General features: G+C 43.2%; 14 protein-coding genes and 1 riboswitch. Of the genes, 7 read left to right on the forward strand and 7 right to left on the reverse strand.

Annotation, left to right across the window (positions count from 1 at the left end):
* The first annotated feature begins 20 nt into the window (after window positions 1-20).
* From mnmL to AC0VX1_RS23625, 3 genes are all read left to right on the forward strand, one after another.
* On the forward strand, window positions 21-980 hold the full coding sequence (mnmL, locus tag AC0VX1_RS23615) for a tRNA modification radical SAM protein MnmL/YtqA (RefSeq protein ID WP_048686310.1): 960 nt from the start codon (window positions 21-23) through the stop codon (window positions 978-980).
* A complete protein-coding gene (mnmM, locus tag AC0VX1_RS23620; protein WP_475469312.1) occupies window positions 977-1,549 on the forward strand; it encodes a tRNA 5-(aminomethyl)-2-thiouridylate-methyltransferase MnmM in 573 nt (190 codons plus the stop codon). The genes mnmL and mnmM overlap by 4 nt, the downstream gene beginning before the upstream one ends.
* Before the next feature lie 347 nt (window positions 1,550-1,896).
* Window positions 1,897-2,292, forward strand: a complete 396-nt coding sequence (locus tag AC0VX1_RS23625) for a hypothetical protein (protein ID WP_098865865.1) — start codon at window positions 1,897-1,899, stop codon at window positions 2,290-2,292.
* A gap of 63 nt (window positions 2,293-2,355) precedes the next feature.
* On the opposite strand, the gene AC0VX1_RS23630 is transcribed toward AC0VX1_RS23625, so the two are convergent.
* Window positions 2,356-3,159 carry an alpha/beta hydrolase gene (locus AC0VX1_RS23630; protein WP_098936419.1) on the reverse strand — a complete coding sequence of 268 codons (804 nt, stop codon included), beginning with the start codon at window positions 3,157-3,159 and terminating at the stop codon, window positions 2,356-2,358.
* Between the two features lie 210 nt (window positions 3,160-3,369).
* Between AC0VX1_RS23630 and AC0VX1_RS23635 the strand changes: the two genes are divergently transcribed.
* Complete coding sequence (locus tag AC0VX1_RS23635; protein WP_053537396.1) at window positions 3,370-3,888, forward strand: gamma carbonic anhydrase; 519 nt, start codon at window positions 3,370-3,372, stop codon at window positions 3,886-3,888.
* Window positions 3,889-4,177: 289 nt separating this feature from the next.
* Here the strand turns inward: AC0VX1_RS23635 and metK are convergent, their stop codons facing one another.
* Complete coding sequence (gene metK, locus AC0VX1_RS23640; RefSeq protein WP_268591885.1) at window positions 4,178-5,371, reverse strand: methionine adenosyltransferase; 1,194 nt, start codon at window positions 5,369-5,371, stop codon at window positions 4,178-4,180.
* 163 nt (window positions 5,372-5,534) lie between these two features.
* Window positions 5,535-5,697: riboswitch (SAM riboswitch) on the reverse strand.
* Window positions 5,698-6,115: 418 nt separating this feature from the next.
* Between metK and pckA the strand changes: the two genes are divergently transcribed.
* On the forward strand, window positions 6,116-7,702 hold the full coding sequence (gene pckA / locus AC0VX1_RS23645; RefSeq protein WP_063574849.1) for a phosphoenolpyruvate carboxykinase (ATP): 1,587 nt from the start codon (window positions 6,116-6,118) through the stop codon (window positions 7,700-7,702).
* Between the two features lie 943 nt (window positions 7,703-8,645).
* Here the strand turns inward: pckA and AC0VX1_RS23650 are convergent.
* From AC0VX1_RS23650 to AC0VX1_RS23660, 3 genes are read right to left on the reverse strand one after another with little or no spacing between them, the layout of a single operon-like run.
* On the reverse strand, window positions 8,646-9,947 hold the full coding sequence (locus AC0VX1_RS23650; protein ID WP_413024129.1) for a nucleotide sugar dehydrogenase: 1,302 nt from the start codon (window positions 9,945-9,947) through the stop codon (window positions 8,646-8,648).
* A 41-nt stretch (window positions 9,948-9,988) separates the two neighbouring features.
* Window positions 9,989-11,305 (reverse strand): glycosyltransferase, encoded by a 1,317-nt coding sequence (locus AC0VX1_RS23655; protein ID WP_413024131.1) that lies wholly within the window; start codon window positions 11,303-11,305, stop codon window positions 9,989-9,991.
* Between the two features lie 23 nt (window positions 11,306-11,328).
* On the reverse strand, window positions 11,329-12,534 hold the full coding sequence (locus AC0VX1_RS23660) for a glycosyltransferase family 4 protein (protein WP_063574846.1): 1,206 nt from the start codon (window positions 12,532-12,534) through the stop codon (window positions 11,329-11,331).
* 195 nt (window positions 12,535-12,729) lie between these two features.
* Between AC0VX1_RS23660 and wecB the strand changes: the two genes are divergently transcribed.
* Both wecB and AC0VX1_RS23670 read left to right on the forward strand, forming a co-directional pair.
* Complete coding sequence (wecB, locus tag AC0VX1_RS23665; protein WP_413024134.1) at window positions 12,730-13,866, forward strand: non-hydrolyzing UDP-N-acetylglucosamine 2-epimerase; 1,137 nt, start codon at window positions 12,730-12,732, stop codon at window positions 13,864-13,866.
* 203 nt (window positions 13,867-14,069) lie between these two features.
* A complete protein-coding gene (locus tag AC0VX1_RS23670) occupies window positions 14,070-14,378 on the forward strand; it encodes a hypothetical protein (RefSeq protein WP_475469317.1) in 309 nt (102 codons plus the stop codon).
* 26 nt (window positions 14,379-14,404) lie between these two features.
* Here the strand turns inward: AC0VX1_RS23670 and AC0VX1_RS23675 are convergent, their stop codons facing one another.
* Complete coding sequence (locus AC0VX1_RS23675) at window positions 14,405-15,175, reverse strand: sulfite exporter TauE/SafE family protein (protein ID WP_268591881.1); 771 nt, start codon at window positions 15,173-15,175, stop codon at window positions 14,405-14,407.
* A 42-nt stretch (window positions 15,176-15,217) separates the two neighbouring features.
* Window positions 15,218-15,682, reverse strand: coding sequence for a 2-thiouracil desulfurase family protein (locus tag AC0VX1_RS23680; protein ID WP_475469319.1), 465 nt, complete (start codon window positions 15,680-15,682; stop codon window positions 15,218-15,220).
* Window positions 15,683-15,802 lie beyond the last annotated feature (120 nt).

Below are 15,802 nucleotides of genomic sequence, written 5' to 3' on the forward strand. Positions count from 1 at the left end.
TTATTTAGGAGGTTGCTGATTTGAATCAAGCAAACCCGTTTATATATGCAACGGACAACAAACGATATCATACATGGAATTACCACCTGAGAGAACATTTTGGACATAAGGTCTTTAAAGTTGCCCTGGATGGCGGTTTTGATTGTCCGAACCGTGATGGCACCGTCGCACATGGCGGCTGTACCTTCTGCAGTGCCTCAGGCTCTGGTGACTTCGCTGGCAGCAGGGTTGAACCCTTGGACGTCCAGTTTAAAAAAATCAGCGAACGGATGCACCACAAATGGAAAGATGGAAAATATATGGCCTATTTCCAAGCATTCACGAATACGCATGCACCCGTGGCAGAGCTTCGCGAGAAATATGAAAGTGTATTGACCCAGGAAGGTGTCGTCGGACTCTCCATCGCGACACGCCCGGATTGCCTTCCAGATGATGTAGTCGAGTATTTAGCGGAATTGAACGAACGCACTTACCTTTGGGTCGAGCTGGGTCTCCAGACGGTCCATGAAAAGACCGCAACGATGATCAACCGCGCCCATGACTTCGATTGCTACAAAGAAGGCGTCGATAAACTGCGCAAGCACGGCATCCGTGTCTGCTCCCATATCATCAATGGCCTGCCTCAGGAAGATTACGGCATGATGATGGAAACAGCCCGTGAAGTCGCCAAACTCGATGTGCAGGGGATAAAGATCCATTTACTTCATCTATTAAAAGGGACACCGATGGTCAAACAATACGAAAAAGGCCTGCTCGAGTTTCTTGACCGTGACGATTATGTCAGCCTTGTATGTGACCAGCTGGAAATAATCCCTCCAGAAATGATCGTTCACCGCATTACTGGTGATGGTCCGATCGATTTGATGATCGGTCCAATGTGGAGCGTCAATAAATGGGATGTCCTGAATGCCATTGACGCCGAACTGAAACGCCGCAACAGCTGGCAGGGGAAAAATCATCACATGGAGGTACAATCATGAAGCTAGATCGAATTTTGCCTTTCGCCAGGATTCTGCTGGAAAAAGCGGTCCGCCCCGGGGATATAACCATAGATGGCACGATGGGCAACGGCTTTGATACCGTCTTTCTTGCAGGACTTACAGGTAAAGACGGACATGTCTATAGTTTTGATATTCAAAAAGAAGCGATCGAAACCACAATGGCAAAACTGAACGCCGAGAATTTACAAGAGCACTGCACCCTCATTCACGATGGGCATGAACATTTAAGCAAATATATCAGGAAAGAACATTCCGGAAAGGTCACAGGCGCCATCTTCAACCTGGGCTACCTACCTGGCGGAGACAAATCAATCATCACCCAAGCCGAGACGACGATATCAGCCATTGAACAGCTGTTCGAACTGCTGGCGCCTGAAGGCATCATCATCCTCGTCATATACCATGGTCATCCAGGGGGATCGGCAGAACGGGATGCATTGATGGATTATGTAGAGAACTTCCCTCAACAGAAAGCCCATATCCTGAGATACGGGTTCATCAACCAAGCAAACAATCCGCCATTCATTGTCGCGATTGAAAAGAGATGATAAATCTGGCACCGTTCTATTCGAACGGTGTTCATTTGTAGACAAAAGCGGTTTTATCTAATTTTTGATTAGAGCGAGTGTGCAAGACTCCACACGAAACGCGTCCAGGGGAGACCCCGCAGGCGCTGGACCGCCCGCGGAAAGCGAGTGCCTAGAGTGGAAAACGCTCGTGATTTTACAAACCCTCATAAAAACTGTAGACAAACATCTACAGTCTGAACACCGTTCTATAAGAATTGTGTTTTTTCAATCCGAACTCGCAGGCAGCAGAATTACCAATCTTAACTTTTTGAATTTTTCGTCTTTAATGATTATAATGATAGAAAATAGATAAGAGGGTGCAGAAAATGGAACATTTGCCTACTTCATTACTGACGGATATATTGACTGAAAAAATCAAAAGGGATTCAAGCGAGCAATACGGGGATTTTGTCAGCTCGCTCAACTCGTTGACAGAAGAACAAAAAACCATGGAGGGCCTCAAACAATTTGACCATCATTTTGATAAGTTCCTGCCACAGCTCGATTTAATGATTTCCACCCAAAACCATGAAGCGATCATGAATATGAAAGCGACGCTTTTAGACCTATTCGCCAATGACTTGACCTTCAAATCCATTTATCTCCTATCCACTGCATTATCCAACAAAAAGGAACTTCCTCATTTGAACCAATTTATGTACCCGGTTACTTTCTGGGCACCGGTCATCAAGTCGAACGAATTGCTTAAAAACGCAGGCTGATCCAAAAAAACTGCCGAAGGCTAACTTCGGCAGTTTTTCATTTATCCTGAAGTATGTACGGAATCAAACGACATACCCTAATATCTTTAAACGGTTTTCAACAAAACTCAGCGCATATTGAAATACATCATCACGCTCCGGTTCATTGAAGATTTCATGATAAAGCTTCGGCCATTCCTTATATTGCTTTTCACTGGCCAAATTATAATTGAACCACTCACGAACCGCCTTCTTGTTCACGATTCGGTCATCTCCGCCCTGCATCACCAAAAGCGGAACATCCTGAAATTCAGGAATCTCTTCAAAAGCATCCTTCATAGCCTGTGCAAGCTCGCGATACCAGCGAACCGAAACCTTTGTGATATATAAGGTATCGTTTCTATCGGATTCACGAATTTCCGCACTTCTCGTCGCCATTTCAGGTGTCAATCCGGAATCCACCCTGAACTGAGGCATAACGATGTTCAAACCATGCGAGAGCATTGTAAGGAACTTCCGCGGCTTCGTCACGAGGCCCAAGCAAGGAGAAGAAAGAATCACCCCTGCAATGTCCCATTCCTCTTCCTGAAGAAGGCGTATCGAAATCAAACCGCCCATGCTGTGTCCAAGTAAAAAGACCGGCAACGAATATTCATAAGCCTCTTCTATCCAGCTTTTCACTTCGTCCAAATACTCATCAAAGGAATCGATATGTCCCCGGTAGGCGCGAGTAGTCATACCCTGCCCAGGAAGGTCGCCCATGACGACATGGTATCCAGCTGAAAGCCACATTTGTGTTATCCACTTATAACGCCCGTGATGTTCCATTGCCCCATGAATGATGACAATGACGCCCTTTGCGTCTCCTTCTGTCTCCCATTTCCACATTCGAAATCCCCCTTTCACTTTTCACTTGTTGTGTACGATCCATGATAGTTGAAATAATATATATAAATTATAACCATATTCGTGATTTTCGACAAAAAAGAAATCTAACAAGTTGTACATTGCTATTATAAATAGCCAAGTGTATTTGCATACGGTATATTAAAATAATACATAAAAACATTCACTTCGGAAAGGAAATGATTGAAAATGATTATTTATCCGTATAAAGGCAAAGAACCTGAAATTGCTGAAAGCGCTTATATTGCTGAAAATGCTGTCGTCACAGGTGATGTCAAAATTGGCGACGAAACATCAATCTGGTTCAATTCCGTCATTCGCGGTGATGTATCCCCAACCATCATCGGAAAAAAAGTCAGTATACAGGATAACAGCATCCTGCACCAAAGCCCAAATAATCCATTGATCATCGAGGATGAAGTAACCATTGGACATCAGGTCATATTACATAGCTGTAAAATCCGCAAAGGAGCTTTAATTGGCATGGGATCGATCGTACTTGATGAAGCCGAAATCGGCGAAGGGGCTTTCATCGGTGCCGGCAGTCTCGTTCCCCAAGGCAAAGTCATTCCACCGAATATGTTGGCATTCGGACGTCCAGCTAAAGTCATCCGTGAAATCAATGAAGAAGATCGTCAGGATATGGAACGCATCGTACGCGAATACGCCGAAAAAGGCCAATACTATAAAACGGCGGAACGAATAAAGTAACGCACGTTCACTTGACTGAAAATTACGAGTACGTGAACGCAACTCACGAGTATTTCGCTGAAACTCACGAGTATTTGCTCCAAATTCACGAGTATTTCGCTAAAACTCACGAGTATTTGCTCCAAATTCACGAGTATTGCTCCAAACTTACGAGTAAATCGCTCTAGCTCACGAGTATGGCCCTTAAAGTTTAATTTCTTTGGGATTTCTTGAATTATTCCCGCAGACGGCTAAGTTAATCCATAAAAAAGGTGCCCCGCAAATAACGGGACACCTTTTTTTATATGAATTACGCTTGTGCTTTTAATGTTTCTGCTTTGTCCGTGCGTTCCCATGGAAGATCGACATCTGTACGGCCGAAGTGTCCGTATGCAGCTGTTTGTTTGTAGATTGGGCGACGAAGGTCAAGCATTTTGATGATACCAGCTGGACGAAGGTCGAAGTTTGCGCGAACTAGGTCAACAAGGACTTCTTCGCTAACTGTACCAGTTCCGAACGTATCAATGGAGATCGATACAGGCTCTGCCACACCAATTGCGTATGCCAATTGAACTTCCGCTTTATCGGCAAGGCCGGCTGCCACGATGTTTTTCGCAACGTAACGTGCAGCGTATGCAGCAGAACGGTCAACTTTAGTAGCATCCTTACCAGAGAATGCACCGCCGCCGTGACGAGCGTATCCGCCGTAAGTATCAACGATGATTTTACGTCCAGTAAGACCAGCATCCCCTTGAGGTCCGCCGATTACGAAACGGCCAGTCGGGTTGATGAAGTACTTAGTATCTGCATCGATCAACTCGGCTGGAACGACAGCTTTGATCACATGTTCTTTTAGATCGGCTTGAATTTGTTCAAGCGTAATTTCTGCATCATGCTGTGTAGAGATGACGATTGTATCTACACGTACAGGACGGTTATTCTCATCATATTCCACGGTTACCTGTGTTTTACCATCAGGGCGTAGGTAAGCAAGAGTTTCATCTTTACGAACTTGAGCCAAGCGGAATGAAAGTTTATGCGCCAATGAAATCGGAAGCGGCATAAGCTCTTCTGTTTCATTACAAGCGAATCCGAACATAAGACCTTGGTCCCCTGCACCGATTGCATCGATTTCTTCATCTGACATGTTTCCTTCACGAGCTTCCAATGCTTTATCGACACCAGCTGCGATATCGGCAGACTGCTCATCAATGGAACTCAAAACGGCACAAGTTTCAGCATCGAAACCGTATTTCGCACGTGTATAGCCAATTCCTTTAACCGTATCACGAACGATACGCGGGATATCCACGTAAGCGGACGTTGTAATTTCACCAGCAACAAGTACAAGACCTGTAGTTACACTAGTTTCACACGCAACACGTGCATTTGCATCCTTAGCTAGGATAGCATCTAAAATGGAATCTGAAATCTGATCACAAATTTTGTCCGGATGGCCCTCTGTAACAGATTCAGAAGTAAATAGACGTTTCTTTGACATCATATTTCCTCCTTGGAAGTTAGTATGTTGTAGGCATAAGCCTGATTTTTACGGAACTCGTTTCCCTCATTAGTTTCAACTATAGACACAGAATTACTTATAAAAAACACAAAAACCTTCCCTGGCAAATGAGGAAAGGTTTAAAATTCTGTCTTCTATCCTTTCACTCTTATCGTTCAAGGGTTTTTTACCTTGCTCAGGTTAGCACCATCACCACTATTCCTTGAAGACCTTCGCTTTATTTTCGGCGATCGATCTTGGAGTCAAGTTCAATATGGCAGGTTGCTGGGTTTCAAAGGGCCTGTCCCTCCACCAACTCGGGATAAGAGAATCCGTACAATTTAAGATATTATCGTATCTGGCTGGAACTTGTCAATGCTTTTCTAAAAAGAACATTTCCACCCAGAATGGCGTTCATTTGAAAAAACATGTTGATACTAAGTCCTAGAGGGGTTTACAACGCAAAATACGAATAGGAATATTGTAAATTTCCATTAATAATAAAGTATTGAACATCGAAAAGGAACGACACCCTGACTTTCCTATTACTTACTTACTTCCTATTTAAATAAATTTTTCCTCATGAAAGTATATGCGATCATCCTGACTCGGTTCCTGCCGGATTAAAATGATTAATGCGGCTAGCTGAAAATAATCACAAATTAAAAGAAATAGTATAGACTAATTAAATGAATGTGTTATACTAATTGTAATCTAAAAACTCAAACAAAGGAAGGTACCTCATATATGAATTCTGTAGATGTTTCTAATGAGTTACACCAATTATTAACAGGAAACAATGTGCAAACTCAACTATCAGTTCCTCAATTGGTCGAAAAAGTACTAAGCAGAAATGAAGGCGTTTTAACATCAACCGGCGCGGTAAAAGCTGAAACTGGCAAATATACTGGTCGTTCACCTAAAGATAAATATATCGTGGAAGAAGCATCAGTTAAAGATAAAATCGATTGGGGTCCAGTGAACCGGCCGATTTCCGAAGATGTGTTCAATAAACTATATAATAAAGTAGTTGACTACCTAAAAGCAAAAGAAGAGATTTTTGTTTTTAAAGGTTTCGCTGGTGCAGACGAATCATCACGTCTTCCCATCCGTGTTGTTAATGAATATGCTTGGCATAACCTTTTCGCCCATACTTTGTTCATCCGTCCAAACGAAGAGGAACTGAGAGGTCACGAAGCTGAATTCACGATCGTTTCTGCACCTAACTTCAAAGCGGACCCAGAAGTGGACGGAACTACATCCGAAACGTTCATCATCGTATCATTTGAACGCCGTACGATCCTGATCGGCGGAACGGAATATGCAGGAGAAATGAAAAAATCGATCTTCTCGATCATGAACTACTTACTTCCAGAGGCTGGAATCCTTCCAATGCATTGCTCTGCCAACGTAGGACGTGAAGGGGACGTCGCTTTATTCTTCGGACTGTCCGGTACGGGCAAAACAACTTTATCAGCAGACACTAGCCGTAAATTGATTGGCGATGATGAGCACGGCTGGTCTTCTAACGGCGTATTCAACATCGAAGGCGGCTGCTATGCAAAAACGATCAACCTTTCTCGTGAAAAAGAACCGCAAATTTTCGATGCAATCCGTTTTGGTGCTGTATTGGAAAATGTTGTTGTTGACCCGGATACGCGTGAAGCAAACTATGATGACAGTTCATTGACTGAAAACACTCGTGCTGCTTACCAAATGCAAGCAATCGATAACATCGTGAACCCAAGTATTGCAGGACATCCAAATACAATCATTTTCTTAACGGCTGATGCTTCAGGCGTTCTGCCTCCAATCAGCAAGCTTTCCAAAGAACAGGCAATGTTCCACTTCCTAAGCGGATACACTAGTAAATTGGCTGGTACTGAAAGAGGCGTAACTTCACCGGAAGCTACATTCTCCACTTGCTTCGGTTCACCATTCTTACCGCTTCCAGCTACACGCTATGCTGAGATGCTTGGTGATAAAATTGACGAGCACAATGCAAAGGTATACCTTGTCAACACAGGATGGACTGGCGGTGCATACGGAACTGGAAGCCGTATGAAACTTGCTTACACCCGTGCAATGGTACAAGCGGCGCTTGAAGGTGAATTAGCGAACATCGAAACGATCAAAGATGATATCTTCGGTTTGGATATCCCGCTTCATGTTCCTGGTGTTCCTGATGAAGTGCTTCAACCAATCAAGACTTGGGCAGATCCTGCCGCTTATAAAGAAGCAGCAACAGACCTTGCCGCACAATTCCGTGCAAACTTCAAGAAATTCAAAAGCGTTCCAAGTGAAATTGAAGAACTTGGCGGCCCGACAGCTTAATAAATTGTACACAAAAGGACCAAGCTCTTGCTTGGTCCTTTCAGTTTGTCGGTAAGAAACGTCACTTCCCGAACCATGATTATGGATTACTTTATTAAGTGCCATAGAAAGGGAAATACCTCGTCTACTGTCGAATAAAGTACCAAGTAACCCGAAATACGGCATCTTCGCTCGAACTTACTGCCTTACACCCGAATACGCGTCTACCGTCGAATTCACTGCCTTTCAGCTCGAAATACGCCATCTACCGTCGAATTCACTGCCTTTCAGCTCGAAATTCGCCATCTGTGGTCGAAATACTGCCTTATAGCACGAAATAAGGCTCTTTCAGTCGAATTCACTGCCTTACAGCTCGAAATTCACCATCTGTGGTCGAAATACTGCCTTATAGCACGAAATACGGCATCTTCGCTCGAACTTACTGCCTTACACCCGAATACGCGTCTACCATCGAATTCACTGCCTTTCAGCTCGAAATACGCCATCTGTGGTCGAATTTACTGCCTTATAGCCCGAAATACGGCTCTTTCAGTCGAATTTACTACCTTACAGCTCGAAATTCGCCATCTGTGGTCGAAATACTGCCTTATAGCACGAAATACGGCATCTTCGCTCGAACTTACTGCATGCCTTACACCCGAATACGCGTCTACCGTCGAATTCACTGCCTTTCAGCTCGAAATTCGCCATCTGTGGTCGAATTTACTGCCTTATAACCCGAAATATGGCGGCTGCGCTCGAATAATTGGCTAGCCGAGACTCTCCTAGGATGCTTGCGGTGAGGAGGCTTGACGTACAGGAAGCGGATCTGAAAACAACTGGATCGTTTCCACGTTCTGAAAGGGCCTCGTTCTTGCATGGTCCTTTTTTTCAGTGGAAAAAGGGCACTGTGATAGTCAGTGCCCCCTTAATCGTTATTCCATTATCGATGTTGTCCAAGTTTTTAGATGATCGCTTTATTCCTGTCTTTTTTCATGGACACCGTTTTGTATTGATATATATTGCCCAGGTTGGCCACCGGGATATCTGTTTTCGTTGCATCAATGCAATTGCGTGTATCTAGAACTAATTTATTGCTCATGAGATTCGATAGCTTATCATAATCCATCTGTTTAAATTCATCATGGTCAGTCAGGATAAGTATCAAGTCGGCATCAATTACAGCGTCTTCCACTGATACGACTGGCATCTTTCCAGATTTGACATGCGGGTCATGCAAGGCTACATCCATGTTTTCCATCCCCATCAAGATATTGACGACATCAATGGCGGGACTTTCACGAATATCATCTACATTTCCTTTGTATGCTAGACCGAAAACAGCTACTTTTGGCTTCCGGATCCCCTCTAGCATCATCCTTACGGAATTAACGATGTAATAAGGCATCGATACGTTGGTATCACGGGCCAATTTAATGATTCTCGCATACTCTGGCGCCTTTGCAACGACGAAATACGGATCGACCGCTAAACAATGGCCGCCAACTCCCGGTCCTGGTTGGTGTATATTGACACGAGGGTGTTTGTTTGCCATCGATATGACATCCAAAACATTGATGTCCAGCTCGAAACAGATTTTCGTCAGCTCATTCGCAAGGGCGATATTTACATCCCTGAAGGTGTTTTCCATCAGTTTGGACATTTCAGCAGTTTTCGCATCGGTCTGAATGATCTCCCCTTGAACGAAGGTTTTGTAAACAAGACTTCCTTTATATGAGCATGTTTCGGTGATGCCCCCGACGATACGGTTATTATGAACCAACTCTTCAAGAATCCTTCCAGGTAAAACGCGTTCCGGACAATGTACGAGGAAAATGTCTTTTCCGATGGTAAGGCCCGTCCTCTCGATCATCGGTTTAATATGATCATCCATGCTTCTTGGCGCTATCGTCGATTCGATAATGATGACATTTCCTTTTTTGATAAAAGGAAGAATGTTTGAGGTTGCATCCATGACATGTGTTAAATCACAGGATTGGTGCATGTCCTTTTTATTTGGGGTAGGCACCGCGATGATGAACACATCCGCATGTTCCGGGCTTAACGCAGCTCGGAACTTATTGGAAGCAATCACTTCTTCTAATACCTCATCCAATCCAGGTTCTTCGATATGGAGCCTGCCGCTATTCAAATTGGAAATAATTTCAGGATGGATATCCACGCCGACAACATCGACACCGTATTTCGCAAACATTAAAGAAGTTGGAAGTCCTATATAACCTAGTCCGATTGTACAAAGTTTCATATAAACCACTCCTATCTATTTTTCTGCTGCACTCAAATTTGTTAGGCTGTTTGATAGATTTCGATAAAGATTTCCTTCTCTTGTTTCCAATTGTATTTTTGTCGCGCCTTCAGGCAGTTTTGGCTCATTTCCGCCCTTTTTTCAGGATGCTTCAATAAGTAATTGACACCTTCGGCAATTGATTTTGGATCATGCGAATCGACACATACACCGATTTTTTCCGTATCGACAACCTTTTGAATTTCAGGAAAGCTGCAGGCAACCACTGGCACACCGCTCATCATGTATTCAAACAATTTATTTGAAGAAGCGGAGTAGTGATTAAAGCAGACATTATTCAATATCTGAAAACCTAAATACGCATTTTTTGTATAATGGAGCAGCTCGTCGACCGGAACCTTCGGCAGGAACTTCACACGATGCTCCAGATTCATGTCGCTCACTTTCTTCATTAATTCGTCCTTGATCCTTCCATCCCCGATAAAAACTACCGTTCCGCCCTCGATCATCGGTACAGCATCAACCAATTGCTCTAACCCTCTTCCCATTTGAACGCCGCCTTGGTATAACAATATCGGTTCATTCTCTGGCAAATCGAGCAGCTCATGCAAATTCACGGCCGTACTTTCCTCCGGATTGGTTGGAATCGGGTAGTTATGGACCACCTTGGGATACAGACCATATAAGTCTTCGTTATACTTAGCTCTCGTATGGTTTTCGGCGATCATTTCATCGACGAACATTAATAGGAATTTCTCCATCATCCCGTAAATTCGGCTATTATATCCCGTTCTGCTCGTTTGAACTTCATGCGAGTCATAAATAAGCTTTTTCCTTCTCAGCCATTTACTGCTGATCGCTCCCTGCATGAGCGTATTCAAGTCATTTGAATGATAGAAATCATATTTCCTTTTCCGGCCATGATAGATCATTTGACCAAAAATGTAACTCCTCGTTAATAGTGTCGGCAGCTTCGTTTTCGTGATGAACAGGGTGCCCAGCGCAAGGAGTCCAAATGCACCGAACAGTATTCCCGACCCCACCCAGCCGTTGATCAAGTTCAAATTCCACAACGTATTCCAGATCACTAAGGCAAATAGGGCGATTTCAAACTTCTTTTTCTTCAATTTACCTACGATCCTAAGAATCTTATTAAGCGCCTCCCAGCGGTTATTCACCCTAGTGACCGAGAAACCATTTTGGTGTTTCTCCTTTTTGGCCAAACCCTCGATTTTCCAGTTATGAATGGCAATTAAATCGACTTCATAACCTGCTTCTGTAAGTGCTGTGCATTCTCTTAGAACCCTCGCATCGTTCGTAAAGTGATTCCACACGAACATACATACTTTCTTCGCCATGTTGTCCTCCACTTCCGGATTTTTCAGCCTGACGCTTCCATCACGTTGATGAGACCTTTAATATTTTTAGACCATTGAAAATGTTGTTTAGCATACCGATGACCGTTTTCTCCCAGTTCTTCACGAAGGGCCGGATCTGAGGCCATTGTCAATATATGCTGACAGATTTCATCAACATTTCTGCTCTCTGCCACCAACCCGCATTTCGCCTCTATTAGCATCTTCTTGGCCCTGCCGTCCACATCACCGACAATGGGTTTTCCGACACACATATAATCGATGATTTTACCAGGCAGGACCTTATTGAAGACTTCTTTTTCAACCAAGCTCACATAGGCAATATGAGACGTTGAAACTTCATGAAGAGTCACTCTTCGATTCATCGCATTAATCATCTTAATATTAGTCAGCCCTCTGGAGCTTATCTCCTTCTCCACTTCGGATATCCGATATCCATATCCAATCATCGAGAACTCGATTTGTTTATGTTCCCTTAGCTTTTCAGCTACGGCTATCAGTTTTTTCAAATCCTGGGCCAGTCCGATATTCCCCGCATAAACGACCTTGATTACCTTTTCCGATACGGGTGTAAGCAAGTTCTTTAACGTCAGCTCATCCGCAGTAAGCGAATTGGGGATGAATTGGATGGCCTCTTCCTTGACTCCCTTTGCAACGATATAATCCCTGAAACCAGGACTATTGATGATGATAAAATCTGAATGCCTATATAGCTTCCTTTCCAGGAAGAAAGCGATTTTCAATACCCACTTATTATTGAATACGCCTACACCTATCAACGATTCCGGCCATAAATCCCTGACATCGGTAATGAGTTTCGCCTTCATCTTTTTCTTGGCGATCAACGCTGCCAATGTAGGGAAGATGGGCGGGGTCGTGGCAAACACATAATCATATTTTTTTTCGAGACGGATGATTGTATAAATGAAAAGCCACATCGCTTCAAGATAATGAAGCAACCGCTTCCCCATATTGCTTGTATACCTCTTCACTTTGTCCGGCTTAATCCTGATGACATCTTCTTCAATGCTATCTTCATCCCAAAACTTTGTATCTTGATATAAACTTTGATTAGGATAACTCGGCTTCAATGTGATGACCGTTACCTCGAATCCGTTTCTTTTCAAATGGAGATATATATTTTTCATTCTATTTCCCGCACTTCCGATTTCCGGATAAAAGTTTTGCACGATCATCAGGACGCTTTTCATATTCGCCTATCACCTCTATTCTGCTTAGCTTACTTCCTGCTTTATATTGTAAATGCCAGATATTAACTTAAGGTTAAAGAAGTATAAAGTCATTATTAATATTGTAAAAATTCTGTTAATAATTGTTTCGTTTTTATATTTCCCATGAACTTCCCGTTATAATGGGGGAGACATTCAGAAGGGGAGGAAATGAGCATGCCTAAACAACGTATTAAGGTCATGACCGTATTTGGTACAAGACCAGAGGCTATCAAAATGGCACCAGTCGTTTTGGAACTGAAAAAGCATCCAGAAGAAATAGAAACCATCGTGGTGGTCACCGCCCAGCATAGGGAAATGCTCGACCAAGTCTTGCAATGTTTTCAAATAAATCCAGATCACGATTTGGATATGATGAAGGATAGACAAACATTAGAAGAGATTACAACTCGAGGGCTTGAAAAATTGAGTTCGCTCATGAAAGAAATAAAACCGGATATCGTCCTCGTACATGGGGATACCACGACAACTTTCATCGCCAGCCTGGCAGCCTTCTATAATAAGATACAGATAGGTCACGTTGAAGCTGGTCTGCGGACTGGGAATAAGTATTCTCCATATCCTGAAGAGATGAATAGGCAGCTGACAGGCGTCATGGCTGATTTGCACTTTGCCCCTACAAATCAGGCGGCAGAGAATCTAATTTTGGAAAATAAAAAGAGTGATTGTATCCATATTACTGGCAATACGGCTATCGATGCTTTGAAAACAACAGTACGTAAAGACTATGAACATCCGATTCTATCTGGTTTGAATGGAGATCGCATGTTATTGATGACAGCGCACAGAAGGGAAAATATCGGAAAACCAATGGAAGAGATATTCCGTTCCGTCAAACGGCTGCTTGAAGATTACACGGATATCCAAGTTGTTTTCCCGCTTCATAAAAACCCGGTTGTCCGTGAAATTGCTTACCGGATTTTGGGTGAAACGGAAAGGCTTCACTTAATAGAGCCGCTTGAGGTGCTCGATTTCCATAATTTTGCGGCGCACGCCCATCTCATATTGACAGATTCCGGAGGGGTGCAAGAAGAAGCTCCCTCACTTGGCGTTCCTGTCCTTGTGTTACGCGATACAACAGAACGTCCGGAAGGAATCGATGCCGGTACCCTTTTATTGGCAGGAATTGAGGAAGAACGAATTTATCAACTAGCCTCAGAATTACTTACAAATGAAGAAACCTATAAAAAAATGGCGACAGCTTCCAACCCATATGGAGATGGATTCGCTTCAAAGCGGATTGTCGATATCCTATTAACGCATTGCAAAGTGAAATCCCCCCTTCCATTATAAAAAATAAAATAGAGAGAAAAGCCTGTCACGTAAGCGGCAGGCTTTTTCTATTCAGCCAGATTATGAAACGGCTGCCTTCATTTTCATTAGCGAAGGATTAAAGCAAAGTCCAATTTAGATTTGTAAATGTTAAATACATATGTGATAGTTCGGGGAGATTTAACGTTTCATTGAAGTCAATCTATTACCTTGGAGGTGCTGTAATGTTCGGGAAGGATCCCAATTGTGTTAAATGTGGGAAAGAAATGAAGGGGGACGAAGTCGTTCTTGTGAAAATGCGGTATCCAAGGCGTAAAGGGGTGACTGAAATAAAAGCATATTTAAAAAATATCTCCCGAATGGATAGTCAACACGAAACAGGAGGATTAGCAAAAGACGCATTGGCCTTTTATGCAGAAGTATTTCATGGCGAACTGCAAACCTACGGGGAAGCTGATTTCCCAACACCTGAAGAAGCGAAACCTTGTTTAAAAATGGCCGAAAATACGCATTGTATCCCCGGCCATTTTTAATAGGAATTCATTCGCTGAACACTCCATCAAAAAATATGAAAATAATTAAGGACATTTTTTCCAATCAATAAAACCGTGACGCAAATGAATAAGATACGGACATAGGAAGCACCTTTCTTAATGGCGAAGTTCGTTCCTACCAATGCTCCCGCGACCATTGCAAGACCCATCGGGATTCCATAGGCAAAATTGACGGTCCCCATAGATAAAAAAATGATAAGTGCGGCAATATTGCTTCCAAAATTCAATATTCTTGCATTCCCGGCTGCCTGGACAAAATCAAACCCAATGATCAGAAATGAAAATAATAAAAAGGAACCTGTGCCTGGTCCAAGAAAACCATCATAAAAACCAATCGCAAATATAATGATTATCAATAGAATCATTTTCTTCCTTGTCAGCCCTTTATACTTTGCATCTTTACCCCAATCCTTTTTTACCAACGTATAAATCGCGACAATGACCAGCAAGATCAAAATGAGGGGCTTCAATATCTCTGCGGAAACGAAATGTACAACGTATGCTCCTAACGCCGCTCCAATCACGGTGATCGGAAACAACTTGATGACGAATTTGAAATCCACTTTTCCAGCCCGAATGAATGAAATCGTACTCGTTAAAGACCCCATGGTACCCGCCAGCTTGTTAGTGGCAAGTGCCGCTGAAGGCGATATCCCCGTGAACAATAAAGCAGGAATGGAAATTAACCCGCCCCCGCCCACTACGGAATCGATGAATGCGGCAATAAAACCCGCAAGTACTAAAAATAGCAAAGTATAGAGATTGATATCCTCCATGTATTCCCCTTCTTTCAAAAGCACTATCTAAAATGCCATTACTCATTTTTTATCCAAATAATCGAATAACCTTTCTTCTGAAATGACCGTGAACCCATGACTCCTAAGCAAAGCCGCGGTCACTCCATTCCCGTCCTTCTTCTTCCCCTTGAATTCCCCATTATATATCGTGGCACTCCCGCAGGATGGACTATTTTCTTTTAAAACGACTAACGTCGCCCCTACCTCCTGTGCTTTCAATAACGTGAGATTCGCTCCCTTTATGTACAATTCCGTTACATCCCTGCCCGACTTTTCGATGATCTTCGCTTTTCCATCAAGGACATCCCCACCTTCACCGCCAACTATCTCAGCAGGTTCCCTCGGTGTCGAAAAACCGCCAAGCAATTCAGGACAAACCGCTATAGCCTTTTTCTCCCTCATCAATGCCATAATTCCATCATCCAAGCTGTGAGTACCATTGTATCTTACCTCAAGACCCGCTAAACAAGAACTCACCAAAATCATCAAACCACCCCGCCTCATGCACTTTACACCATTTTACCACTCTTTTCGTGACAATCATTTCGAAGATTGAATATCCACCAGGGATTTCGCGCTGATAAAATCCCGTTTTACTTGAGTCGG

The organism is Peribacillus sp. QJM3NY_7 (assembly GCF_056173225.1).

What these genes read in the sequence shown, in the direction of transcription:
- mnmM (WP_475469312.1), top strand. Translation starts at nt 977, where the DNA reads ATGAAGCTAGATCGAATTTTGCCTTTCGCCAGGATTCTGCTGGAAAAA.
- AC0VX1_RS23625 (WP_098865865.1), top strand. Translation starts at nt 1,897, where the DNA reads ATGGAACATTTGCCTACTTCATTACTGACGGATATATTGACTGAAAAA.
- AC0VX1_RS23630 (WP_098936419.1), bottom strand. Translation starts at nt 3,159, where the DNA reads ATGTGGAAATGGGAGACAGAAGGAGACGCAAAGGGCGTCATTGTCATC.
- metK (WP_268591885.1), bottom strand. Translation starts at nt 5,371, where the DNA reads ATGATGTCAAAGAAACGTCTATTTACTTCTGAATCTGTTACAGAGGGC.
- pckA (WP_063574849.1), top strand. Translation starts at nt 6,116, where the DNA reads ATGAATTCTGTAGATGTTTCTAATGAGTTACACCAATTATTAACAGGA.
- AC0VX1_RS23650 (WP_413024129.1), bottom strand. Translation starts at nt 9,947, where the DNA reads ATGAAACTTTGTACAATCGGACTAGGTTATATAGGACTTCCAACTTCT.
- AC0VX1_RS23655 (WP_413024131.1), bottom strand. Translation starts at nt 11,305, where the DNA reads ATGGCGAAGAAAGTATGTATGTTCGTGTGGAATCACTTTACGAACGAT.
- AC0VX1_RS23660 (WP_063574846.1), bottom strand. Translation starts at nt 12,534, where the DNA reads ATGAAAAGCGTCCTGATGATCGTGCAAAACTTTTATCCGGAAATCGGA.
- wecB (WP_413024134.1), top strand. Translation starts at nt 12,730, where the DNA reads ATGCCTAAACAACGTATTAAGGTCATGACCGTATTTGGTACAAGACCA.
- AC0VX1_RS23670 (WP_475469317.1), top strand. Translation starts at nt 14,070, where the DNA reads ATGTTCGGGAAGGATCCCAATTGTGTTAAATGTGGGAAAGAAATGAAG.
- AC0VX1_RS23675 (WP_268591881.1), bottom strand. Translation starts at nt 15,175, where the DNA reads ATGGAGGATATCAATCTCTATACTTTGCTATTTTTAGTACTTGCGGGT.
- AC0VX1_RS23680 (WP_475469319.1), bottom strand. Translation starts at nt 15,682, where the DNA reads ATGATTTTGGTGAGTTCTTGTTTAGCGGGTCTTGAGGTAAGATACAAT.